The 23,119-nt window shown below is 73.7% G+C and carries 13 protein-coding genes and 1 pseudogene; 6 read left to right on the top strand and 8 right to left on the bottom strand.

Annotated features, from left to right (window positions below; all coding sequences use genetic code 11):
- Positions 1-111: 111 nt before the first annotated feature.
- Genes SMD11_RS30170 through SMD11_RS30160 form a run of 3 tightly spaced genes read left to right on the top strand, consistent with a single transcriptional unit; the run spans position 112 to position 10,783 of the window.
- Positions 112-7,290, top strand: coding sequence for an amino acid adenylation domain-containing protein (locus SMD11_RS30170; protein WP_234366226.1), 7,179 nt, complete (start codon positions 112-114; stop codon positions 7,288-7,290).
- A 4-nt stretch (positions 7,291-7,294) separates the two neighbouring features.
- Positions 7,295-9,847 (top strand): FAD-dependent monooxygenase, encoded by a 2,553-nt coding sequence (locus SMD11_RS37135; protein ID WP_087929456.1) that lies wholly within the window; start codon positions 7,295-7,297, stop codon positions 9,845-9,847.
- A gap of 57 nt (positions 9,848-9,904) precedes the next feature.
- Positions 9,905-10,783, top strand: a complete 879-nt coding sequence (locus tag SMD11_RS30160; protein ID WP_087929455.1) for an SDR family oxidoreductase — start codon at positions 9,905-9,907, stop codon at positions 10,781-10,783.
- Positions 10,784-10,828: 45 nt separating this feature from the next.
- Here SMD11_RS30160 and SMD11_RS30155 read toward each other — a convergent pair.
- Positions 10,829-11,511, bottom strand: a pseudogene (locus SMD11_RS30155) (esterase/lipase family protein).
- Between the two features lie 202 nt (positions 11,512-11,713).
- Here SMD11_RS30155 and SMD11_RS30150 point away from each other — a divergent pair.
- Positions 11,714-13,201, top strand: a complete 1,488-nt coding sequence (locus SMD11_RS30150; RefSeq protein WP_159395392.1) for a helix-turn-helix transcriptional regulator — start codon at positions 11,714-11,716, stop codon at positions 13,199-13,201.
- A 5-nt stretch (positions 13,202-13,206) separates the two neighbouring features.
- On the opposite strand, the gene SMD11_RS30145 is transcribed toward SMD11_RS30150, so the two are convergent.
- Entirely contained in the window at positions 13,207-14,502 is a 1,296-nt protein-coding gene (locus SMD11_RS30145) for a nucleotidyl transferase AbiEii/AbiGii toxin family protein (RefSeq protein ID WP_199843984.1), read from the bottom strand.
- Positions 14,499-15,215, bottom strand: a complete 717-nt coding sequence (locus SMD11_RS30140) for a hypothetical protein (protein ID WP_234366223.1) — start codon at positions 15,213-15,215, stop codon at positions 14,499-14,501. The genes SMD11_RS30145 and SMD11_RS30140 overlap by 4 nt, the downstream gene beginning before the upstream one ends.
- Before the next feature lie 70 nt (positions 15,216-15,285).
- Here SMD11_RS30140 and SMD11_RS30135 point away from each other — a divergent pair, with 70 nt between their 5' ends.
- Complete coding sequence (locus SMD11_RS30135; RefSeq protein WP_087929452.1) at positions 15,286-15,726, top strand: GNAT family N-acetyltransferase; 441 nt, start codon at positions 15,286-15,288, stop codon at positions 15,724-15,726.
- Between the two features lie 65 nt (positions 15,727-15,791).
- Here the strand turns inward: SMD11_RS30135 and SMD11_RS30130 are convergent, their stop codons facing one another.
- The 3 genes from SMD11_RS30130 to SMD11_RS30120 all read right to left on the bottom strand — a co-directional run bounded on the left by SMD11_RS30130 (position 15,792) and on the right by SMD11_RS30120 (position 19,731).
- On the bottom strand, positions 15,792-16,862 hold the full coding sequence (locus SMD11_RS30130) for an alpha/beta hydrolase (RefSeq protein WP_087929451.1): 1,071 nt from the start codon (positions 16,860-16,862) through the stop codon (positions 15,792-15,794).
- Between the two features lie 222 nt (positions 16,863-17,084).
- Positions 17,085-18,488: a S10 family serine carboxypeptidase-like protein gene (locus SMD11_RS30125; RefSeq protein WP_087929450.1), complete on the bottom strand. Its 1,404-nt coding sequence runs from the start codon at positions 18,486-18,488 to the stop codon at positions 17,085-17,087.
- A gap of 28 nt (positions 18,489-18,516) precedes the next feature.
- On the bottom strand, positions 18,517-19,731 hold the full coding sequence (locus tag SMD11_RS30120) for a phosphatidylserine decarboxylase (RefSeq protein WP_234366222.1): 1,215 nt from the start codon (positions 19,729-19,731) through the stop codon (positions 18,517-18,519).
- Between the two features lie 357 nt (positions 19,732-20,088).
- Between SMD11_RS30120 and SMD11_RS30115 the strand changes: the two genes are divergently transcribed.
- The gene (locus SMD11_RS30115; RefSeq protein ID WP_087929448.1) at positions 20,089-20,598 is read left to right on the top strand and encodes a hypothetical protein; all 510 of its coding nucleotides are present in this window, start codon (positions 20,089-20,091) and stop codon (positions 20,596-20,598) included.
- Positions 20,599-20,870: 272 nt separating this feature from the next.
- Here the strand turns inward: SMD11_RS30115 and SMD11_RS30110 are convergent, their stop codons facing one another.
- Complete coding sequence (locus SMD11_RS30110; RefSeq protein WP_087929447.1) at positions 20,871-21,581, bottom strand: response regulator; 711 nt, start codon at positions 21,579-21,581, stop codon at positions 20,871-20,873.
- Positions 21,578-22,861 carry a sensor histidine kinase gene (locus SMD11_RS30105; RefSeq protein ID WP_159395391.1) on the bottom strand — a complete coding sequence of 428 codons (1,284 nt, stop codon included), beginning with the start codon at positions 22,859-22,861 and terminating at the stop codon, positions 21,578-21,580. The genes SMD11_RS30110 and SMD11_RS30105 overlap by 4 nt, the downstream gene beginning before the upstream one ends.
- Between the last annotated feature and the right edge of the window lie 258 nt (positions 22,862-23,119).

Raw genomic sequence — 23,119 nt, 5'->3', positions numbered from 1 at the left:
TGCCCGTCCGTTACTCACGATGACCGCACCACTACTCACGAGTAGGCATCATGGCGATCAAGAAAGGGACCGCTGACCACCCGAGCGGTCCACCGTCGAAAGCAGACTCACGTGACCAGTCAAGTACAGCGCCCCCTGACGGCCTACCAACGGGACGTCTGGGCCGCGAGCGCGCAGGATCCGGACTCGCCGCAGTTCAACTGCGTCCTCCACGAGCGCCTGCGGGGCAGCGTCGACCACGAGCGGTTAGCCGCGTGCGCGGAGCGCGCGCTGGAGCGCCACGAAACGTTTCGGCTGCGGTTCGGCGAGCGCGCGGGGACCCCCTTCCAGTGGGCGGAGCCCGAGGGCGTCCGCGTGGACAGGGTCGACTTCGGCCAGGACCCCGACCCGGGCGCGGCGTGCGCCGCGTGGATGCGGCGTTCACTCACGGAGGCCCTGCCGCCCGCCGGCGGCCCCCTGGTCCGGGCCACCCTGCTCGTGGAGGGCCCCGGCGTCACCCATCTGCACGTCAAGGCGCACCACCTCGTCACCGACGGCTGGACCTTCCACCGGCTGGGCGGCGAGATACTCGACGACTACGCGCGGACGGCGGCGGGCGGCGGGAGCGAGGCCCCCTCGTCCTCCTACCTCGCGGTCCTCGACGAGGAAGCCGCCTACCGCGCCGGCGCGGACGCCGAACGGGACCGCGCCTTCCACCGGGAGGCGCTCACCGGCGTGACGCCGGCCCTCTTCGCCCGCACCCCGGACGGATCGGCGCGCGGGCGTCACGCGTTCACCGTCGACGGCGCCCTCGCCGGGAAGGTGCGCGCCGCCGGCCTCTCCCCGTTCGCGTACCTCGCCGCCATGCTCGGTACGTACCTGACGCGCCTGCACCGCGCCGAGGAGGCCGTGCTCGGCGTCCCCCTCCTCAACCGCCCGGGCCCCTGGCGGGACGTCCTCGGCCAGTTCGCCAACACTCTGCCGCTGCGGATCCCGGCGGGCGGCGGGCGTACGGTACGTGAGCTGGCCGCCGCGGCCCAGGACGCGACCCGCGCGCTCCAGCGGCACCAGCGGCTGCCGCTCGGCGACGTCCTCCGCGAACTGCCCGCCTCCCCCGACGGCCCCCGCAGGCTGTTCGACGTGACGCTCTCCTACATGCGCTGGCCGCGGCCGGCCGTACTGCCCGGGATCGAGCGGCGTACGGCCCTGCTGGCGCCCTCCCACGAACAGGACGCCCTGGGCGTCTTCGTCTCCGCCTTCGACGACACGGCCGGCCTCCACGTCGACCTGGACTACGCCCGCGACGTCTTCGACGACGACCTCCCCGTCGAGTCGGTCGCCCGCCACCTCACGACGCTCCTCCGCAACGGCGTGGACATGCTGGACGAGCCCGTGTCCACCGTGCCGATGCTGGAGGCCGCCGAGTTCGCGGACCTCACCGCGGCCCGCGCCCACGGCCCCCGCGTGCCGTACGCCGACGAGGCCACCCTGCACGGTCTGTTCGAGGCCCGGGCCGCCCGGATCCCCGGTGCGACGGCTGTCACCGGCGCCGCCGGGGAGACCCTGACCTACGCCGAGCTCGACGAGCGGGCCAACCGCGTCGCCCGCGCCCTGCGCGCCGAGGGCGTCGGCCCGGACGACCGCGTCGCCGTGCTGACCGAGCGCGGGCCGCTGCTGCTCGTGGCGCTGCTGGGCACGCTGAAGTCCGGTGGCGCCTATGTGCCGGTGGACCGCGGCTACCCGGCCGAGCGCGTGCGGTTCCTGCTGGCGGACAGCCGCGCCAAGGTGGTGATCGTCGACGCTGACGCGCCCGTCCCCGAGGTCGCCGAGGGCACGGTCGTACGCCGTGTCGAGGACCTGCTGCGCGCGGACGGTGCCCCGCTCGCGCCGCTCGCCACCTCCCGCGACCTGGCCTACGTCATCTACACCTCCGGCTCGACCGGCCGCCCCAAGGGTGTGATGGTGGAGCACCACAGCGTCGTCAACCGCCTGGCGTGGATGCAGGGCCGCTATCCGCTCGGGCCGGACGACGTCCTGCTCCAGAAGACCCCGGTCTCCTTCGACGTCTCGGTGTGGGAGCTGTTCTGGTGGGCGGTCGAGGGCGCGGGCGTGGCGCTGCTGGCGCCCGGAGGCCAGCAGGACCCGGAGGAGATCCTGCGGACCGTCCGCGAGCGGCGGGTCAGCGTCGCGCACTTCGTGCCCTCGATGCTCGGCCCGTTCCTCGACCTCCTCCAGGGGGACCCGGAGGCCGTGCGGGAACTGGGTTCCCTGCGCTACGTCTTCGCCAGCGGCGAAGCCCTGCCCGCCGCGCGCGTCGAGCAGTTCAACCGCGTCTTCGGCCCCGGCTCCCCGGTGCGGCTGGTGAACCTCTACGGCCCCACCGAGGCCACCGTCGACGTCTCGTACCACGACTGCCCCCGCGAAGGGGACGTGACGCGGGTGCCCATCGGCCGGCCGATCGACAACACCCGGCTGTACGTGCTGGACGACGCCGGCCTGCCGCAGCCCACCGGTGTCGCCGGTGAGCTGTGCGCCGGCGGCGCCGGTGTCGCCCGGGGGTACCTGGGCCGCCCGGAGCTGACCGCCGAGAGGTTCCGCGAGGACCCGTTCGTCCCGGGCGGCCGGATGTACCGCACCGGTGACCTCGCCCGCTGGCTGGCGGACGGCACCCTGGAGTACCTCGGGCGCCTCGACGGCCAGGTGAAGATCCGGGGCAACCGCGTCGAACCCGGCGAGGTGGCGGCCGCCCTGCGCGCGGTGCCCGGCGTCCGCGACGCCCTCGTCGTCGACCGCACCACCGAGGCCCGCGGCACCTACCTCACCGGCTACTACGTGGCCGACGCCGGCATCGACCCGGCGGCGCTGCGGGAACGGCTCGGCCGGACGCTGCCGGCGTACATGGTCCCGGCCCACTTCGTCCGCATCGACGCCGTCCCGCTGACCCCCAACGGCAAGGCCGACCGCCGCGCGCTGCCCGCGCCGGACGACACCCCGCGCGCGGCCCCGGGGCTGAAGGCGCGGAACCACGCCGAGGCGGTCCTGGCCGAGGTCTGGGCCCACGTGCTGGGCGTGGCGGACGTCGGCGTCCACGACGACTACTTCGCGCTCGGCGGCGACTCGATCCTGATGCTCAGGGTACGGGCCGAGGCCGAGGCGCGGGGGCTGCGCTTCTCGCTCACCGACCTCGTCAGGAACCCCACGGTCGCCGGCCTCGCCGCCCGCGCCGGGAGTGCGGTGACGCCCGCGGCCGAGGCCGCCCCGGCGCCGTTCGGGCTCGTGTCCAGGATCGACCGGGCCCGGCTGGAGGGCGCCGAGGACGCCTGGCCGCTCAGCCGGCTCCAGCTCGGCCTGCTCTACCACAGCCGCCGGGACGAGTCCTCCGCCATGTACAAGGACGTGTTCCTGTACCGCCTCGAACTCCCCTGGGACGAGGAGGCGTTCCGCCGGTCGTACGCCCGGCTCGCGGCCCGCCATCCGGCGCTGCGCTCCCGCTTCGACCTGGCGGGCTGCTCCGAGCCGCTCCAGGTCGTCCGCCCCCGGGCGGAAGGCGGCCTGGACGTCGTGGACCTGCGCTCCCTCGACGCGGCCGCGGCCGACGCCGAGGTTCACGCGCACGTCGAGGAACGCCGCCGCCACGGCTACGACTTCGGCCGGGGGCCGCTCCACCTCTTCCGGGCCCACGTCCGGCCCGGGACGGTCGACCTCGTCCTCAGCTTCCACCACGCGCTCCTCGACGGCGGCAGCGTGGCGAGCCTCCTCCAGGAGCTCCTCCAGGACTACGCGCACGGTCTCGGCCTGGGCATCGGGCCCGTCGACACCGCGCCCCTGCCGCCGGCGGCGGCGGCGCACGTGCGGGAGGAGCGGGCCGCCCTGGCCTCCGAGGAGGCGCGGCGCTACTGGCAGGAGAAGCTGGCCGGCCGCGAGCCCCTTCAGATCGAGGCGTTCCGGCCGCACCGCCCGCACACCGGCGGCGGGCCCGTGTCCCGCTTCGCCGACCTGCCCGACGACCTGGCCGCCCGGCTGCGGGCGTTCGCCGCCGGGCACGGCCTGCCCGTGAAGTCGGTGCTCCTCGCCACGCACTGCCTGACGCTCGGCGTCTTCGCCGGCACCCACGACGTGACCACCGGACTGGTCACCCACGGACGGCCCGAGCTCGCCCGTGCCGAGCGCGTCGCCGGGCTCTTCCTGAACACGGTGCCCCTGCGCCTGGACACCGGCCGGGACAGCCTGCTGGACGTGGCGCGGGAGGCCTTCCGGCAGGAGCAGGAGGGGCACGCCCACCGCCGCTACCCGCTGAGCGCCGTCCAGGAGGACCACGGCGGCCCCGTCCTGGACACCGCCTTCAACTACGTGCACTTCCACCAGCTCGCCGAGGTCCTGGGCCTGCCCGGCGTGCGCCTGCGGGAGTTCCGCACCTGGGAGGAGACCAGCTTCCGGCTCCTGGTGAACGCGGTCACCGACCCCGACGGCGGGCGCGTACGGCTGCGGATCGACGGTGACGGCGAGACGTTCTCCGCCGAGCGGGCGGACCTCTACGCCCGGGTGTTCCCGCGCGTCCTGCGGAAGCTGCTGGAGGAACCGCGCGCCGAGCCCGACCTCGCCTTCCTCGCCGGCCGGCCGGTCCTCGCGAAGGCCGTGGACCACCCCACCGTCGTCGAGCTCTTCACCCGGCGGGCGGCACACGCCCCGCGGGCGACCGCGCTGGTGCGGGGCGGGGAGCGGTGGAGCTACGGACGGCTGGCCGAGGCCGCCGGGCACGTGGCGGGCCGGCTGCGCGCGCTCGGCGCCCCGCCCGGCGCCCGGATCGGCATCGCCATGGACCGCTCGCCGGAGATGATCGCCGTGCTGCTGGGCGTGCTGGGCTCCGGCTGCGCCGTGGTGCCGCTGGACGTCGGCTACCCGGCCCGGCGGCTGGCCGCGATGCTGGAGACGGCCCGGCCCTTCCGGGTCGTCGCCCACGCCCCGTACGCCCACCTCGCCGGCGACCCGGCGCTGGTGCTGCCCGCCGAGCACCTCACCGAGGGGCCCGGGTCCTTCGCGGAACCGTTCGCGGACGCGCCCCGGACCGACGCCGACAGCGCCGCCTACGTCCTGTTCACCTCCGGCTCCACCGGCACGCCCAAGGGCGTGACGATGCCGCACCGCTCCCTGGCCGGCCTCGTCGCCTGGCAGAACGGGACCGCGAGCGGCGCCGTGGGCGGGTCGACCCTCCAGTACGCGCCGCTGAGCTTCGACGTCTCCTTCCAGGAGATCTTCTCCACCCTGTGCTCCGGCGGCACCCTGCACCTGGTGAGCGACGCCGAGCGGCGCGACATCCCCCGGCTGCTGCGGCTCCTCGACCGCGAGGGCGTCGAGCGGGTCTTCCTCCCCTACGTCGCGCTCCAGCAGCTGGCCGAGACCTCGGCCGCCCTGGGGCTCGTCCCCCGCGCGCTGCGCGTGCTGGTCTCCTCCGGCGAACAGCTGCGCGTCACCCAGGAGATCCGCACGCTGTGCGCCGCGCTGCCCGGCGCCGTCCTGGAGAACCAGTACGGGCCCACCGAGACGCACGTCGCCACCGCCTTCACCATGACCGGCGACCCGGCGACGTTCCCCGCGCTGCCGCCGATCGGCCGTCCCGTCGCCGGGGCCGAGGCACATGTGCTGGACGACCGGATGCGCCCGGTGCCCGCCGGGGCGCGCGGGGTGATCCACCTCGGCGGCGGCTGCCTGGCCGACGGCTACGAGGGGCGCCCGGACCTGACCAAGGAGCGCTTCGTCCCGCACCCCTTCGCCGGCCCCGGGCGGCGGCTCTACGACACCGGCGACCTCGGCCTGGTGCTGCCCGACGGCACGCTCGCGTACGCCGGCCGGGCCGACTCCCAGGTCAAGGTGCGTGGCTTCCGCGTCGAGCCCGCGGAGGTGGAGCTCGCCCTCACCGGCCTGGCCACGCGCTACCCGGCGCTGCGCGACGCGGCCGTCGTGGCCCGGCGGCGCGCCGACGGCGACGCCTTCCTCGCGGCCTTCCTCGTCGGCGACGGCTCGGCCGCAGACCTGGCCGGGATCCGCGAGCACCTGCGCGCCACGCTGCCCGGCCACATGGTCCCCGCGCACCTCCAGTGGGTGGCGTCGCTGCCGCTGACCCCCAGCGGCAAGCGCGACGACGCCGCGCTGCGCCGGGCCCCGCTCACGGCGCCCGCCGAGGCGGCCGCGGCGGGCGGCGTGCCGCGCGACGCCTACGAGCGGGCGCTCGCCGAGATGTTCGCGGACCTGCTGGGACTGCCCGCCGTCGGCGTCCGCGACAGCCTCTTCGACCTGGGCGGCACCTCGCTCACCGCCATGCGGCTCGTCGTCCGGATCGAGCAGCGCTACGGCGTCGGCGTCCCGCTGTCCGGGTTCGTGGCCGCGCCGACCGTGGCCGCCCTCGCGGCGCGACTGCGGGCCGGCGACGCGGTCGCCGCGTACGACCCCGTGGTGCCGATCCGCGCCGAGGGCACCCGCCGCCCGCTGTTCATGGTCCACCCCATGGGCGGCAACGTGCTGTGCTACGTCCCCTTCGCCCGGAACCTGCCGGACGACCAGCCGCTGTACGCCCTCCAGGCGGCGGGCGCGGACCCCGGCACCACCCCGCTGCGCACCGTCGAGGAGCTCGCGGCCCGCTACATCGCCGCGCTGCGCGAGGTGCAGCCCCGAGGCCCGTACGCCGTGGGCGGCTGGTCCTTCGGCGGCTTCGTCGCCTTCGAGATCGCCCGGCAGCTGCGGGCGGCGGGCGAGGAGGTGTCCCGGCTGGTGCTGCTGGACACCACCGCCCTGGACCGGGGCGCCCGCGCCCGGCACGACGACGACGCGCTGCTGCGGTGGTTCTTCTGGGAGCTGCTCCTGCTGGAGCGCGGCGGCGACTCCCCGATGGAGGCCATCCCGGACGAACTGGTCTCCCTGGAGGAGAAGTTCGACTTCATCGCCCGGCTGGCCACCGACGCGGGCGTCCTCCCCGCGGGCAGCTCGGGCGCCGTCATACGCCGTCTCTTCGGCGTCTACCGGGCCAACTGGCGGGCGGCGCTGGACTACCGGCCGGGCGTCCAGGACCAGGACCTCACGCTCGTCCGGGCCGTGCGGCCGCTGCCGGAGGTACTCACCGCCATGCACGGCGCCGCGGGCAGCCGCCACCAGGACCGGACCAACGGCTGGCGCGACATGACCAGCGGGCTGCTCCGCGTCGTCGACGTGGCCGGCGACCATCTCACGATCATGGAGGAACCGTACGTGGAACACGTGGCCAGGACCGTCGCGGAACTGATCGGGACCGGTACCGCCGGCTCCCCCGAGGGGCGGTGACGTCATGACGGCACACCCCCGCACCGGCGCACCCGTCAAGGCCCTCGTCATCGGCGCCGGCATCGGCGGCCTGGCCTGCGCCGTCGCCCTCCGCCGGGCCGGCGTCGAGGTCGAGGTGCACGAGCGCGCCGGCGAGCTCCGCGCGGCCGGCTCCGGCCTCTCCGTGATGAGCAACGCCGTCGCCGCGCTGGCCACGCTCGGCATCGACCTCGGCCTGGAGAAGCGCGGCCAGGTCGTGGAGTCGTTCGTCGTCCTGGACCACACCGGCGCGGAGATACGGGACATCCCCTTCAAGGAGGTCTGCGACAAGGTCGGCGCGCCCAGCGTCTGCCTGAGCCGCTCGGACCTCCAGGAGGCCCTGCTCGACGCGGCCGGTGGCGTCCCCGTCCACCTGGGCTCGGCCGCCGTCGGCTACGAGACCGGCGACACAGGCGTCACCGTCCGTTTCGAGGACGGGAGTTCGGCCCGCGGCGACCTCCTGATCGGCGCCGACGGTTTCCACTCGGCGGTGCGCGCGCAGCTCGTCGGCGGCTCCGAACCCTCCGAGGACAGCGGCTATGTGTGCTGGCTCGGCATCGTGCCCTTCGACCACCCGGCGCTCACCCCGGGTTCCGTGCGCCACTACTGGGGCAGCGGGCAGCGGTTCGGCCTCATCGACATCGGCCACGGCCGCTATTACTGGTGGGGCACGAAGAACATGCCGGCCGCCCGCTCGCACGCCTGGGACGGCGCCAAGGAGGAGATCACCCGGGCGTACGAGGGGTGGGCCGACGAGGTGCGGGCGGTGATCGAGGCCACCCCGGCGGAGGACGTCATCGCCGTGCCCTCCCGCGACCGCGCCTTCCTGGAGCGCTGGGGCGACGGGCCCGTGACCCTGCTCGGCGACGCCGCCCACCCCATGCTGACCACGCTCGGCCAGGGTTCGGCCATGGCCGTCGAGGACGCGGCCGTCCTCGCGCACACCCTCGCCGAGCCCGGGGCCCTCGACGACCTGCCGCTCGCCCTGCGCACGTACGAGGAACGCCGCCGCGACCGCACCCGGGCCATGGTCGCCGCCTCCCGGTCGATGAGCGACCTCGAACAGGCCGACACACCGGGCCTGCGGAAGGTCCGGGACGACTACTTCCGGCTGACGCCCCGTGAGGAGCTCGCCCGGCAGAACGAGGAGGCCCTCACCTTCCCCGGCGTCCCGGCGCCGGAGCCGCGCGTGCGGCGCCCGCTGAGCCCGCTGGAGCGCTGGTACTGGACGGCCGACCGGACCTCACCGCTCAGCGGTGTCATCCGGGCCCGGCTGCACGGCCCCGCGCCGCTGCCGCTGCTGCGCCGCGCCCTCGACGTCGTCCAGGCCCGGCACCCCCTGCTGCGGGTCGCGATCACCGGTGACGAGGCGGGGGCGGAGCCCGCCTTCCGGCCGCTGACCGGGCGGCAGATCCCGCTGCGCCACGTCCTGGTGTCCCCGGAGGACCCGTCGGCCGACACCCGGTGGGAGCGCGAGATCGAGGAGCACGAGCTCGCCGAGGGCATCGACTGGCGCAGGGGGCCGCTGGTGCGCGCCACCGTGATCACCCGGGAGACGGCCGCCGACGACCCCGAGGCCGTCCACGACCTGCTGCTCACCGCCTCGCACTGCGTCGCCGACGGCATGACGGGCCTGGCCGTCCTCAAGGAGTGGATCGGGACCGCCGCGCTCCTCGCCGCCGGCGAGGAACCGTCCCGCGCCTCGCTGCGGGCGCTGCCCGCGGCGGAGGACCTGCTCCCCGCCCGGCACCGGGGCACCGAGGGTGCCGCCCGGCTCACGGACATGCTGGAGCGCGACGAACGGGAGGCCGCGCGGCTGCGACCGCGCCGGGTGGTGGCCGACGAGCCCGTGCCCTTCGAACAGCGGCGCACCCGGTGGGTGCGCAGGTCCCTGGACGCGCGGCAGCTGGAGGCGCTGACGCGGGCCTGCAAGCGGCACGGCACCACGGTGCACGGGGCGCTCGCCGCCGCCATGGTGACCGCCGTCGCCCGGGAGGCCGGCACCACCGGGCCCGCGTACTTCTCGATCGGCTCCCCCGTCGACTTCCGCGCCGAGCTGGAGCCCGCCGTCTCCCCCGGCGAGGCGGGCTCCTACGCGGCCACCCTGCCGTCCCGCGTCCTCCACCGGCCGGACGGGCCGCTGTGGCCGATGGCCAAGGACGTCGTCCGGGAGCTGGCGGAGCGCCGCAGGCGCGAGGAGCACCTCGCCATGGTCAACCTGCTGGACCGGGTGGGGCCGCGGTCCTCGGCCGACGGCGAGTCGTTCATGCGGTACATGGACGAGCGGGGGCCGCTCAACCTGTGCCTGTCCAACCTCGGCCGCTACGACTTCCCCGACCTGGCCGGCCCCTGGCGCGTGTCCGGCACCCAGGTCGTCGCGGCCGTCTCGGTGACGGGCGCCGTCGTGGCGACCGCCGTCACCGGCCACGGGCGCCTCGCGTGGAACTTCAGCTACGTGGACGGGCTCGTCCCGGCCGCACGCGCGCGGCGGCTCGCCGACGAGTCCGTGCGCGTCGTCCTGTCCGCCCTCCACGACTGACCCACGCCCTCGCGCCACGCGTCTCGCACACAAGAACTCGCAACAAGGAGAGAGCAGTTGATCCGACAGTCGAAGCCCACCCCTCCGGCCGGCCGCGCCGTCGTCCTCACCGGAGCCTCCTCCGGGCTCGGCAAGGAGTGCGCGCTCCACCTGGAGCGGCGCGGCTTCCGTGTCTTCGCCGGTGTCCGCAGGACGGAGGACGCCGAGAAGCTGCGCGCCGAGGCGTCCTCCTCACGGCTGCGGCCGGTGATCCTGGACGTGACCGACGAGGAGTCCGTACGGACGGCGGCGGCCGAGGTCGCCGACGCCACGGGCGGGCAGGGCGTGTGGGCGGTGGTGAACAACGCCGGTACGTGCGTGTCGGCGCCGCTGGAGTGCGTCACGCCCGAGCGGCTCCGGGCGCAGCTGGACACCAATGTCGTCGGGGCGGTCGCCGTCACCCAGGCCTTCCTTCCGCAGCTGCGGCGCACCCGGGGGCGCGTCGTCAACGTCTCCTCGGGCCTGGGCGCCCTCGCGGTGCCCTACCTCGGCGCCTACGCGACGGGGCAGTTCGCCAAGGAGGGCATGAGCGACGCCCTCCGGCGCGAGCTGCGCCCGTTCGGCGTCTCGGTGTCGGTGGTGCGCCCGGGCGCGATCGCGACGCCGATCTGGGACAAGGTGCGGGAGGCCGGCGAGGAGCTCCTGGACCGGGCGCCCGAGGAGGTCGCCGGCCTCTACCGGGCGTCGTTCGCGCGCTTCCTGGACATGAACGAGGAGCGGGCGCGGACGAGTGGCACCCGGCCCGAGGACTTCGCGCGTACGGTCTTCCGGGCCCTGACCGCCCCCCGGGCCAGGACCCGCTACCACGTCGGCGCCGACGCCCGGGCGGCCGCGGCGCTGTCCCGGCTGCTGCCGGACGCCGCGCTGGACCGCGCGTTCGCCAGGCTCACCGGGTGACGGCGGCCGGCCCGGACGGCCGCCGGGCACCGTCCCGCGCGGCCGTCAGGCGCCCTTGGTGAACGCGGCGACCTGAGCGAGCAGCGGGCCGTCGACCAGGAACGCGAGATGCTCCTCGCACAGCACGAAGGTGTTGACGGCGCCGCTGAGCACGGTGCTCGTGAAGGGGTTGATGATCTCGTCGCAGGGCGAGTACCAGGTGCGGTAGCCGACGGGCCCGGGGGTCTCGTCACCCGCCGTCAGGCTGCCGAGGAACTCCGAGCCGGGGTCATCTCCTTGCACGACGGGGACATGACCGTGCAGAGGGCGGAGACCTTCGTGCCGTGGTGGGCGCCCGCGAGGGAGGCGACCCGGCCGACGTTCGCCGTGCCGCCCAGTTGTTTGATGTACCACATCGTGACCATGCCGCCCATGGAGTGGTTGACGATGTCGACCTTCTTCGCCCCGGTGTCGCGCTTCACCTTGTCGACGAAGTCGGCCAGGCCCTGCGCGGTCGTCCGGTTCGAGACGTTGAAGTCGTAGGAGTAGGTGAACAGTTCGGACTTGTCGTACCCGGCCTTCTCGAACGCCGACTTCGCGGGCTCCCAGATGACGCCGCTGCCGAGGTAGCCGTGCACGAACACGACCGGCGCGCGGGGCGTCGCGGCCGCCGCGGTGCCGGTCTGCCCGGCCAGGACCGAACCGGCCAGCGCCGCCGTCACGGCCAGCGCTCTCGTGATCCTTCGCATGTGTGCCTCCGTCGGGGATCGTCTACGGAATCGACTGCCGGGAGCATGCGGCCGGGGCCCGTCCCCGCGAATCGGCGAAATCGCCAGGGTGTTCCGGCCGGTACGGCACGCGCCGGCCCGCCCACTCCCCAAGGGGGTTTACTTACAGGTAACTTGTTCGTCATCCCTTGAACGGCGCCCCCGTCCGAGCGAGGAGGAACAGGTGCGCGATCCCGCACGTCGGATGCACCTCCGCTGCTCCGTGGCGCTCGCCCGGGCCGCGGAGCGCGCCGAGGACCAGCCCACGCGCACGGCACGGCTGGCGTCGGCCGCGTGCCACGCCCGGCGCGCCGGACTGCCGCGCCGGGCCACGGCCCTGGACGCGCTCGCCCTCCAGCGGACCGCCGAGACCACCTGGGCGGCCGGCGACCGGGCGGGCTTCCTCGCCGCGGCGCGGCGCCTCGGGGCGCACGGCGGGGTGCCGGGCCCGGTCCGGGACTACCACCGCGGAGCCGCGGCGGCGATGTGCGGCGACGGGCGGCTGTCGGCCGCCCTGCTCCGCACGGCCTGCCGGGCCGCTCCCGAGGACGACCCGCACGCCCTCCTGTACGCGTCCCGCGCCGCGATGGTGCTCGGCCGGCTGTCGCAGGCGCGGGCGCTGGCGACCTCCGCGCTGACCCGGGCCGGCCGGCACCCCGCCGCCGTGCCGAGACTCCTCACGCACCTCGCCCTGGTCGAGCTCGTCGCCGACCGGTACGCGCGCGCCGAATCGCACGCCCTGCGGGGCCTGGACGCCGCGCTCGCCGCCGGCCGGCCCGACCTCGCGGCACACCTGCGGGGCGTGCTCGCCATGGCCGCCTCGGTCCGCGGCGACGGGACCGGCTGCCGGGCCCACGCGCGGGCGGCCCTCGCGACGGCGCGGACCCACGGCCTGATGGTCCCGGCCGTGCTGGCGACCTGGAGCCTGGGCCTGCTCGACCTCGCGCACAATCTGCCCGAGGAGGCGGTGGAGCGGCTGCGGCCGCTCGTCCTCGGCACGTCCTCGGTGCACCACTTCGCCTGGCGGCAGCGCGTGATCCCGTACTTCGTGGAGGCCGTCGCCCTGGCCGCCCCCGCGCTCCCCGCGGTGGGCCGGCGGCGGGCCGTCCGCCAGGCGCGGGCGACGCTGCGCTGCTTCGAGGAGTGGGCGGAGGCGAGCGCCGACCGGCAGGGCCGCGCCACGGCGCTGCGCTGCCGCGCCCTGCTCGCCGCCCCCGGCGCCGCGGACCCGGCCTTCGACCGGGCCCTCGCCCTCATGGAGGGCTCCGGGAGCGAGTTCGCGCAGGCCCGCACCAGCCTGCTGACCGGCATGTCCCTCCGGCGGCGGCGCAGACCGGGCGAGGCCTGCGCCCATCTCCGGGGCGCCATGCTCCGCTTCGAGGCGTGCGGCGCGGACGTATGGGTGGAACGGGCCAGGGACGAGATGCGGGCGGCCGGGCGCGCGGAGCCGGAGACCCGGCCGCGGGCGCTGGCCTCGCTCACCCCGCAGCAGCTCCGGGTGGCCCGGCACGTCGCCGAGGGCCGCACCAACCGGGAGGTCGCCGCGCTGCTCACGCTCAGCCACCGGACCGTCGACCACCACCTGCGCAACGTCTTCGCGACGCTCGGCATCCGCTCCCGGGTCCAGCTGGTGCACGCCCTGGCGCCGGGCGGCGATCCGCCGGGCGCCTGAGGCGGTCAGGCGCAGGCGGCCCCCAGACGGGCGGCGGTCCGGAAGGCGTCGCCGCACCAGCCGTTCCGGTAGGGGTACCGCGGGGTGTCGGCGCGCGTGTCCCGGAAGGACGCCAGCACCTCCGCGGCCTCGTCGAGGGTGTGCTCCTCGCGGCCGAGGAGTTCACGGACGGCGACGAGCGCCTCGACGCAGTGCAGCGAGCGCGCGCCGAGCCACTCCTCGACGGCCGCCATGCCGCCCGCCTCGTGCTCGCCCCGGAGGATGTCCGTGGTGTGGTCGAAGGCCGCGACCAGCTGCGCGTACGTGCCGTCCTCCTCCGGATGGAAGCCCGGGGCGAGGGCGGTGACCAGGCGCGTCAGCCGGCCCTCGCGGTCCTCGGCGAGGGCCGCGTGGTCCTTGGCGAACTCGTCCCAGTCGGCCTCGGCCGCGTGCCAGAGGAGGTAACTGAGGCCGACGGGCTCGTCCGCCTCGGCCAGCACCCGCTCCAGGAGCGGGTACGGGACACGGACGTGCTCGGCGAGCAGCACGGCGTCGTAGAGGTCCTTGGCCTCGGGGTGCATGTCCGTCACCAGCCACAGGAGCTTCCACACGAGCGAGAGCTCCGGGCTCGCCGCCGGCATCGGCACGCCGGGGAGCACCTCGGTCCGTACGGGCGGGGCGGGCAGGGTCTCGTTGAAGACGAAGTCGAGCTGGACGGTGCCGGGCGGCACACCGTCCCCGACGGCCGTCCAGGGCAGGACGAGGCGTCGGCCCGGCACCCGGTCGTACGTCCAGATCTCGTCGCTCACCGCGCCCGCCGCGTCGAACCGCACCGGGCTCCCGGCCTCCCGCGAGCGCTCCTCGGCGGCCCGGGCGATCTCCTCCAGCATGGTGTCGGTACGGGCGTCGCCGAGCTGCCAGGTGTCGGGCACGACGACGAAGTCCAGGTCGCCCGGCTCCCGGGCGGCGTCCCCGAACCACGCCTTGAGCAGCACGCTCCCGCGCAGCACCAGGTGCTCCGCCCACGGGGAGCCCGCGACCGCCGCGAGGGTGAGGTCGAGGGCGCGGCGCCGGGCGGCGTACCAGGCGTCGCCCGTGCCCGGGTCGGTGAACTCGGGCTCGCTCAGCCGCATGCCCAGCGCGTGGTGGTTGGCCGCCGGGTCGTACACGGGGTGCTGGAGCACCCCTTCGCCCGGGACGGGGAGGAGCGTCGCCGGAAGGTCCCGCTCCGCCCGGGTCTCCTCGTCCGGCGGCGACTGGGGGACGACCATGTCGGCGTCCCACGGTCCGTACCGGAACCGCTCCCACGGTGTCGTCGTCATGCGCCCGTCCCCTCTCCGTCGTCGCCGGTGCCGCCCGTGCCGTCCGTCTCGTCGATCCAGCCCGCGTCGAGCGACTCGTCGCTGTCGTGGACGACGAACTCCCGCTCCTCGGAGACGAGGGTGTGCCCGCCGGCCCGCACGGCCGCCACCAGGGCGTCCAGCCGGGCCCCGGCCGTCCGGCGGCCGACCGCGCGGCAGCGCTGGGTGACGAACCGCTCGGCGCGGCCGTCGGCGCGCACCCGGCGGGCGTTGCGCGACAGGTGCGCGCGGTGGGCGGCGGCGAGACCCGCCAGCGCCGCGAGGTCCGTGTCCGGCGTGAGCAGCAGCTTGAGGTGGTGCTCGAAGTAGTAGCGCGCCCCGAGCACCGCCGCCTCGGCGTCGGTCTCCGGCACCCCGTCGGCCCACGGGGCCGCCTCGATCTTCGTCCGTACGACCGTGAACCCGGCGCCGTCCAGCCCCCGGGCGGCGCCTTCCACCGCCTCCCGTACTTCCGGCAGCGCCCCGGACCGGCGCAGCGTGAGCATCGGCTGGCTGGGGGTGCGGCCGCGGTCCAGCAGGATGTCGGTGAACTTCATCCCGTGGCCGGCCGCGTACCGCTGGAGGGCCTGGTCGGCCCCGGCGGTCGCGGTGGGACGGACGGTCAGATGGGCCTCGAAGTCACCGGCGAAGGCCGGTATCGGGGCAGGGGCGGGTGCGGTGGTGCTCGGTATCACCGGCACATGATCGCAGGCCGGCGGGGCGGGCTCCCGGAATTTCCCCGCCGGCTGCCCCTAGAGTGCCCGTGTGAAGATCATCGACCTGGAGCCCGGTGACCCCCGGCTCATATCCGACCTGTTCCCCGTCCTCCACCAGCTCCGCCCGCACCTCACCGAGGACCTCCTCCGTGACGTCTACGCCGAGGGCCACGCGCAGGGCCTGAGGTTCACGGCCGCGTACACCGACGACGGCCGGTGCGTCGGTGCCTCCGGCTGGCGCGTCGTCGTCAACACCAGCACGCTGCGCTCGCTGTACGTCGACGACCTGGTGACCTCCGCCGACGCGCGCTCGGGCGGTGTCGGGCACACGCTGCTCGCCCACCTGGAGGAGCACGCCCGTGAGGCGGGCGCCCACGTGTTCGTGCTGGACTCGGGTACCCACCGCACCGACGCGCACCGTTTCTACCTGCGTGAGCGGATGGCCATCGCCGCGTTCCACTTCACCAAGGACCTGAAGCCGAAGGGCTGAGCCGGGGCGACGGGACGGCGGCCGGGGTGTTCCTCCACCCCGGCCGCCGTCTTCCGCCGCCGCTGTCAGGACGCGGGCGTCGGGCCCTGCATGTGCTTGCTGATGTACTGGATGAGACCGCCCTGTTCCATGTTCGGCACGTAGGTGTGGGCGTCGTGCTGCCCGCCGGGTATCTCGTGCAGCATCGTGTGGACGGGCCCCTTCCCGTACTGCGCGCGGAACTGCTTGACCTGGCTCATCACCGACGCCGGTTCGGCGGTGCCGACCTGGAAGGCGAGGTAGACGCCCGGCTTGCCGCTGTCGGCCAGGCGCTCGGCGAGCACCTGGGGGTTGTTCTCCCGCTTCTCCTTCTCGTGCCCGGCCCAGAGCGGGGAGTCCGGCACGATGTCCGGGCCCGAGGCGATGGCGGCCTTGAACTTGTCCGGGTGCTTCAGCACGGCCTTCATGCCGGCGAAGCCGCCCGAGGACGAGCCCATGAAGGCCCAGCCGTCACGGGACTTGATGGTGCGGAAGTTGGCCTTGACCAGGTCCGGGACGTCCTCCGTCAGCCAGGTGCCCATCTTCTCGTGACCCGGGATGTCACTGCCGTCGCGGTAGAACTTCTTGTCCGGGTTGAGCGCGGGCATCACCACGATGAAGGGCAGGCTCTTGCCCTCCTGGGACCACTTGGCGATGCTCGACTGGAGCTTGAGGTCGGTGCCCATCCAGTAGTTCTGCTGGGCCCCCTCGCCGCCGGGGAGCGCGACCAGGACCGGGAAGCCGCTCTTGGCGTACTTCGGGTCCTTGTACTCCTTGGGCGCCCACACCCACACCTTGCCGGTGAAGCCCGACTTCGCGCCGTGCAGCGTGGTCCTGGCGATCTTGGTGCCGTCCCCCAGCGTGGTCTCGACCCGCAGATCGGCCTCGGGGCCCGTCGGCATCAGCGTCCCGGCGTTCGCGGGCGCCGCGGTGGCGCCCTTGTCGTCCCCGAAGCTGATGGGGTCGCCCTTGTCGGAGAAGACGTCGAAGTAGGTGAGGACCGGCCAGGCGGCCACGCCCAGGACCACCGCGGCGACCACCGCGAGGGACCATTTCCTCGCCCGTGACGTACGGCCGGCGCGGCGCGCTCGGTAGGTCCTGCGGGACGAGTGGGGCATGGCGGAACTCCAGGGTGGTTCCGGCCGGTGCGGGGAGCGCCGGTCCGAGCGGGATGATCTGCCTCTAGGGAGAGCAGCACACCGCGGGGAGTTCCTTCTGTCATGGAATGCTCATATTGCGTGGCCGGGAACGGGACCGGACGGGCCCGGTCCGCGAGGAGGCGGCTCCCCGCGGACCGGCCCGTCAGGTGGGGCCGGCGCGGCCCGGGCGACGGAGGGCCGTCACCCCTTGCGCGGGCCGGCGTCGCCGTTGACCGGCTTGAGCGGCTGCTGCGGGTCGTAGCCGGGGAAGGGCCGGTCGAAGAGCCAGTTGTAGAGCATCTCCCGGCACACCTGCGGCTGGAACGCCGGCACCTGGTGTCCGGAGTCGGGGATGCTGACCTGCGTCAGCGTCCCGTGCCGGCGGACGAAACCCTTCGGGTTCCCCTGCGCCTGGGTCCAGATCAGCCGGGGGGCGTTGCGCCACTCCGCGTGCTCCTGAGCCCCCTTCCGCCGCATCAGGTCGTCGAGGATCTCCTCGGTGCTCTGATAGCCGCAGGCGGTGTCGAAGTTCCCGGTGTACAGCAGGGTCTTGCAGCCCTTGTCGGCGAGCTCGGTGTAGAGGTGGGAGGCGTCCGCCATGTTGTCCTTCACCAGCGCCTCGGCCACCGGCCCGTCGTTGTCGGCGCACTGCCAGGTGACGTCCGTGTGGACGTGCAGGGCCTTCTTCACGGCCTCGCTGTCCAGGTAGGCGCGCAGCGCCCCCATGGGCAGGTCGTCCCAGCGCCGCACGTCGTAGAGGTCGAAGTTCCCGCCGTAGGCCAGGACCTTGGCCACCAGGTCGTTGCCGAGCTTGGTGGCCCTCTTCATCTTCCGCTCGCCGAGGGTGGCCTGGAAGACGGCGTAGTCCTCGTACAGGGACTCCTTCTGGCTGATGCCGAGGAAGCCGGTGGTGTAGGCGTAGTCGATGAGGACGCGCAGCGACAGCTCGGGCTTGATCCAGCCGTTGCCGACGGAGATCCCCTGGAGGTCGAGGTGCTCCCCCTCGTGCCGGCGGTTCCGCTCGTCGATCTCCAGGGCGATCGCCGGTACGTACTTCCCGGCGTAGCTCTCCCCGCAGACGTACAGCGGACATCGCAGGTACTCCGGGTGCATGGCGAAGAACTTCTGGAGACCCTCCCAGAACATCCGGGCGAGGGCCTTCTCGTCCTTGACCTGTTCGCCGGCGTCGGAATAGCTGTACCCGGTGCCGAGGGGCTGGTCCCAGTAGATGACGTGCGCTTCCTGGTTCCAGGTGTTGGAGGTCACCGAGACCGTCCCGGCGGCGTCGTCGCCGATGGACAGCGGACCGTTCTCCAGGAACAGCCCCAGCAGCGAGGAGGCGCCGGGCCCTCCGTTGAGCCAGATCAGCAGCGGCGTGCTGGTGATGAGCGCCTGCTGGTCCGCGGCCGCGACATGGGGGTTGCAGGTCTGGCTCTCGAAGAACCAGTAGAAGAGGTGGTTCTCGGTCCCCGGGTTCTCCGTGCTGTCGATGTGCGCGTATCCGGAGTAGGAACGCGCCTTCCTGGTGTCCTTGGTGTGGAAGTCGATGCTCAGGGTGTTGGGGATGTTCGCCGGGATCGAGGTGACGAGGTCGTCGTGGGGCATGGTTCACCTATCCGTTTCGGCGGCGGGGTCAGGGGGCCAGGGGGCGGCGGCGCTGGGACCTCGTGAGGTACGAGTGGCTGAACATCCCGGCCGTACGCTCCGGGTCCTCCAGGACACCGATGCGCTGCCCCTGGAGGAGCTGCACCGCGGGGAAACGGCCCTTCTCGAAGAGCAGGATGTTCAGCGACCCGCCGTACTTGAAGTTCCCGATCTGCTCCCCCTTCTTCACCGGGACCGCCTTCTCGATCGGGCCCCTGAACTTCTTCAGGAAGTTCACGGAGGCGATCGAGTTGAGGCCGACGGGAACCATGCCGACGTACCCCTCGCCGTCCACCTTTCCGGCGGCGTCCAGGTACTTGGTCCTGATGACGAGGTATCCCCGGCGGAAGTCGTCGAACATCGAGTAGTCGTACCCGTAGCCGACGTTGCCCTTGTCGAGCAGTCCGGGGAAGTCCCGCATCCCGTAGTACACGCCCGGGAGGTTCTCGCTCGCCTCCACCACGTCGCCCGTCACCGGGGAGTGGTACCAGTGGTAGCTGTCGGGCATCAGGATGCACGACACCGCCGTGCCGCCGATGAACCTCTCGGCGTAACTGGAATTGCCCAGCAGCTGCGCGACGTTCATGGTCACCGTCTTGACCGGGATCGGCGTGTCCTCGGTCAGCTCATCGACGATCATGTTGATGACGCAGTCGGCGGGGGCCACCACCACGCTGTCGTCGCCCTCGGCGTCGATGTGCCGGGGTTCCTTGAGCTGCCGGACGAAGAAGTCGTTGAAGGTCTTCCACTCCTCCTTCTTGTACTCGCCCATGCGCTTCTTGCCGAGTTCCCTGACCCACTTCTCGATGAGCTGCTGCGCCGCCGGCCCCTCCTCGTCCATCTGCTTGCCTTGCAGATGCGTGAAGTCGGCGGTCATCTCGTACCCTGGGCCGCAGGTCACGAAGACCATGCCGTAGTCGTTCTCGTAGTTGAGCCAGCTGAACTTCTCGATGTAGTCCAGCCCGTCGTTGACCCCCGACCGCCACTTGTACCACTCCTCGAAGAAGTCGCACAGGAACCGGATGTCCTTGTTCTTCCAGTCGCAGCGCACTTCTTCCGGGGTGTCGTCCGGGTACGGGACCACGTTCGCGACCGCCGCGTCGTAAAGGGTCCGGAAACCCTCGTGGTTGGTCTCGTACCACAGGGTGATCTTCTTGAGGAACTCGCCGAGGTCCTTGGAGAACCGTTCGCCGTTCTGCGCCACTTCGCCTTCTCCTTCTGTGTCGAGGGGCCCCGGCGCCGGTGGGAGGGACTTCAGCTGTCCGCCGGCGTCGGGAACGGCCGCGTGGTGACCGGCGACCGTCCTGTACGCCGCCGCCCAATCTGTCGCGTCCGCGGGGCCGGGCGCGACCACGCGAAATGGCCACGGGGCGTCACGCACACCAGAGGCATCAGGGGCCCCTCCATTGCCCGGCTTTCCCATGGCGGCGGTGCTTTCCGGCCGGGCTCCGACGGCCGGCCCCGCCTCGGCGACGGTGCCCCCACCGGTCCGGCCACGGGCTCGTAAAGCCTGGTCGGACCCGGTGCCGGGGAGTCATGGGGGCGGGCGTACGCTCCGATCATGGACGGGCGTAGCGCACTGAAGCGCCGTATTCGAATCTGGCTGATCGTCTTCATCGTCGGTCTCGTACTGAGCGGACTGACGGCGTTTCCGTTGGTCACCGAAGTGCGGTGGATGGAGGAGGTGCTGGGTTCCGGCGCCTCCCCGGTCCCCGAGCACCTGCCGGGGCTGATGGAGTGGGTGGTCAGGGTCCGCGAGGGCCTGGACGCGACCGACGCGAAGTATCCGTTCGTGCTGTACGGCACGGACTGGCTGGCCTTCGCGCATCTGGTCATCGCGGTGGCGTTCTACGGCCCGTACCGGGACCCCGTGCGCAACATCTGGGTCATCGAGTTCGGCGTGATCGCGTGTGCCGGGATCGTTCCGCTCGCCCTGATCTGCGGCTCGGTCCGGGGGATCCCGTTCTACTGGCAGCTGGTCGACATGTCGTTCGGGGTCTTCGGGGTGATCCCGCTGCTGGTGGTCCGGCGGCTGATCAAACGGCTGGAAGCGTACGAACTGGCGGCGTGAGGTGAGGCTGGGCCGGTGGGGTGCCCTGCGGGCGGCGTTTTCCCCAGCCCCGCCCCTTCCCGATACCGGGGCTCCGCCCCGGACCCCGGTCCTCAATCGCCGGACGGGCTGAAATCAGCCCGTCCGGCGATTGAGGACACCGCGCGGAGCGCGGAAAAGGGGGCCCGGGGGCTCGCCCCCGCCACGCGGCGGAGCCGCACATCGGATGCAGCGGGAAGGGGCGGGGCTGGGGAAAAAACCCCGCGCAGCGGCAACCCGCACCCCACCCGCCGTCACGACACCGCAGGCCTGATCAACCCCGACTCGTACGCCAGCGTCACCGCCTGCGCCCGACTCGTCAGATCCAGCTTCGTCATGATCCGGTTGATGTGCGTCTTGACCGTGGAGATGCTGACGGTCAGCCGCGTCGCGATCTCCGGGTTCGTCAGCCCCTTCGCCACCAGCCCCAGGATGTCCCGCTCGCGCCGCGTCAGCGGATCCAGCAGACCCGCCACCTCCTCGGAGCCGCCTTCGGGGACGCCCCCGGAGGCCACCGACGCCGAATGCCGCGTGGTGTAGGCCTCGATGAGCCGCCGCGTCACCGTCGGCGCGAACAGCATGTCGCCCGCCGCGACCGTGCGGATCGCGGTGAACAGCCTCTCCGGCGGGGTGTCCTTCAGCAGGAAGCCGCCGGCACCGGCCCGCAGCGCCGCGTAGACGTACTCGTCGAGGTCGTAGGTGGTCAGGATGAGGATGCGGGGGCGGGGGTCGGGCGCCTCGGCGAGGATCCGTCCGGTGGCGGTGACGCCGTCGGCGCCGCGCAGCCGGATGTCCATGAGGACGACGTCGGGGCGGTGTTCGGCGGCCATGGCCACGGCCTCCTCGCCGCTCTCGGCCTGCCCGCACACCTCCAGGTCGGGTGTGGCCCGCAGCAGGGCGGCCAGGCCCGCACGGATCAGGATCTCGTCGTCGACGACGAGGACACGGGTCCTCCGCTGGGTCATGGCCCTGTTTCCTCTCCCCCGCCCCGCCCGGTGCCGGCCGGGTCCGTTCCCGCGCGCGGCCGTCCGGTACCGGTGTCCGCGCGGTACGCACCGGCCGGCGGGGCCGGCAGCGGCAGTGTCAGCAGCACCTCGTACCCCCCTTGCCGCCGCGGCCCCGCGGCGAACGTACCGCCGTACAGCTTGGCGCGCTCCCGCATCCCCAGCAATCCCTGGCCGCCACCGGGCAGCCGTTCCGCGCCGGACCCGCCTCCGTCGTCGTCGACGCGGACGACGAGCAGGTCCCTGGCGTAGTGCAGCGCCACGGTCGCGCGGGCGGCGGGGGCGTGCTTGAGGACGTTGGTCAGCGCCTCCTGGACGATCCGGTACGTGGACAGGTCGCCGCCGGGCGGCAAGGGGCGGGCGACGCCGGTGACGGAGAGGTCCGCGTCGACACCCGCCGCGCGCACCCGCTCCACCAGCTCGGGCAGGTCCGACAGGCCGGGCGTCGAGCCCTCCGGTGGTGCCACGGGGGCCTCCGGGCCGTTGCCGTCGGCGGGCGGCAGGCGCAGGACCTGGAGGAGGCCGCGCATCTCCTCCAGGGACTGCCGGGCGGTGTCGGCCACGGTGCCCACGGCCGTGCGGGCGGTGTCGGGCTCGGTGTCGAACACGTAGCGGGCGAGGCCGCTCTGGATGGCGATCACGGACAGGTGGTGGGCGACGACGTCGTGGAGTTCGCGCGCGATGCGCATGCGCTCCTCGGTCACCTCGTGGCGGGCCCGGGCGGCCTGTTCGAGCTGGAGGCGGCGGGTGAGGACGCGCAGCTGGCCGTTGCGCTCGGCCAGCCGGCGCGCGCCTGCGCCGAAGGCCCAGGCCAGGCCGAGGACCAGCACCGTCTGCGCGGTGGCCACGACGACGGAGAGGACGTGGGCGGAGAGCCCTGCGTACTCCCACACGCAGGCGGTCAGCAGCGCCCCGGGCAGGACCTGACGGGTCGGCAGTTCGGTGGCGACGGTGAAGAAGGCCAGCATGGGCGGCCACACATTGGCCGAGGGCTGGTAGCCGCCGGCGGAGTAGAGGACCAGCCCCGCGCAGGAGACGGCCAGGACCGTACGGGGCGCGGCGCGGCGGAAGGCCAGGGGCAGGCCCGTCACCGCGCTCAGCGCGATCGCCCACGCGTCGAAAGGGGGCCATGGGGCGCCGGGGTGGTACTGGAGCGCGAAGGTGATCGTCAGAGCCGTCATGGTGACGGCGATGACCACGTCGACGAGACGCCGTTGGACCGGCCCTGTCCCTAAGCGCATTGGCGCAGCGTACCGGCGCGGGTCCGCAGGGGCGTCGGGCCGGGGTACGACGGTGCGGACCCGCGGCTCCACCCCTGGGGTGACGTACGGGACCGGGTCCGGGCGGTTCTCCACCCTGGGGCCGACGCGGCGGCGCGGCGGCGCCCCGGCAGGCCCCCGCGTACGTACGGCACCGGGTTGACGACCGGCTCCGAGCCCCCCGGCTAGATTCGCCGTCGAAACGTCCGAGGCACGACAAGGACCCCGCGCCGGGGGCCC

The sequence above is a fragment of the Streptomyces albireticuli genome (assembly GCF_002192455.1).
GTDB lineage: Bacteria > Actinomycetota > Actinomycetes > Streptomycetales > Streptomycetaceae > Streptomyces > Streptomyces albireticuli_B.
The sequence above is the reverse complement of the archived record's forward strand: the minus strand, read 5'-3'. Positions and strand labels throughout refer to the sequence as shown.

Bases quoted from the DNA above. Each gene is read 5' to 3' on its own strand.
- SMD11_RS37135 (WP_087929456.1), top strand. From the start codon at position 7,295: ATGACGGCACACCCCCGCACCGGCGCACCCGTCAAGGCCCTCGTCATC.
- SMD11_RS30145 (WP_199843984.1), bottom strand. From the start codon at position 14,502: ATGACGACGACACCGTGGGAGCGGTTCCGGTACGGACCGTGGGACGCC.
- SMD11_RS30130 (WP_087929451.1), bottom strand. From the start codon at position 16,862: ATGCCCCACTCGTCCCGCAGGACCTACCGAGCGCGCCGCGCCGGCCGT.
- SMD11_RS30125 (WP_087929450.1), bottom strand. From the start codon at position 18,488: ATGCCCCACGACGACCTCGTCACCTCGATCCCGGCGAACATCCCCAAC.
- SMD11_RS30115 (WP_087929448.1), top strand. From the start codon at position 20,089: ATGGACGGGCGTAGCGCACTGAAGCGCCGTATTCGAATCTGGCTGATC.
- SMD11_RS30110 (WP_087929447.1), bottom strand. From the start codon at position 21,581: ATGACCCAGCGGAGGACCCGTGTCCTCGTCGTCGACGACGAGATCCTG.
- SMD11_RS30105 (WP_159395391.1), bottom strand. From the start codon at position 22,861: ATGCGCTTAGGGACAGGGCCGGTCCAACGGCGTCTCGTCGACGTGGTC.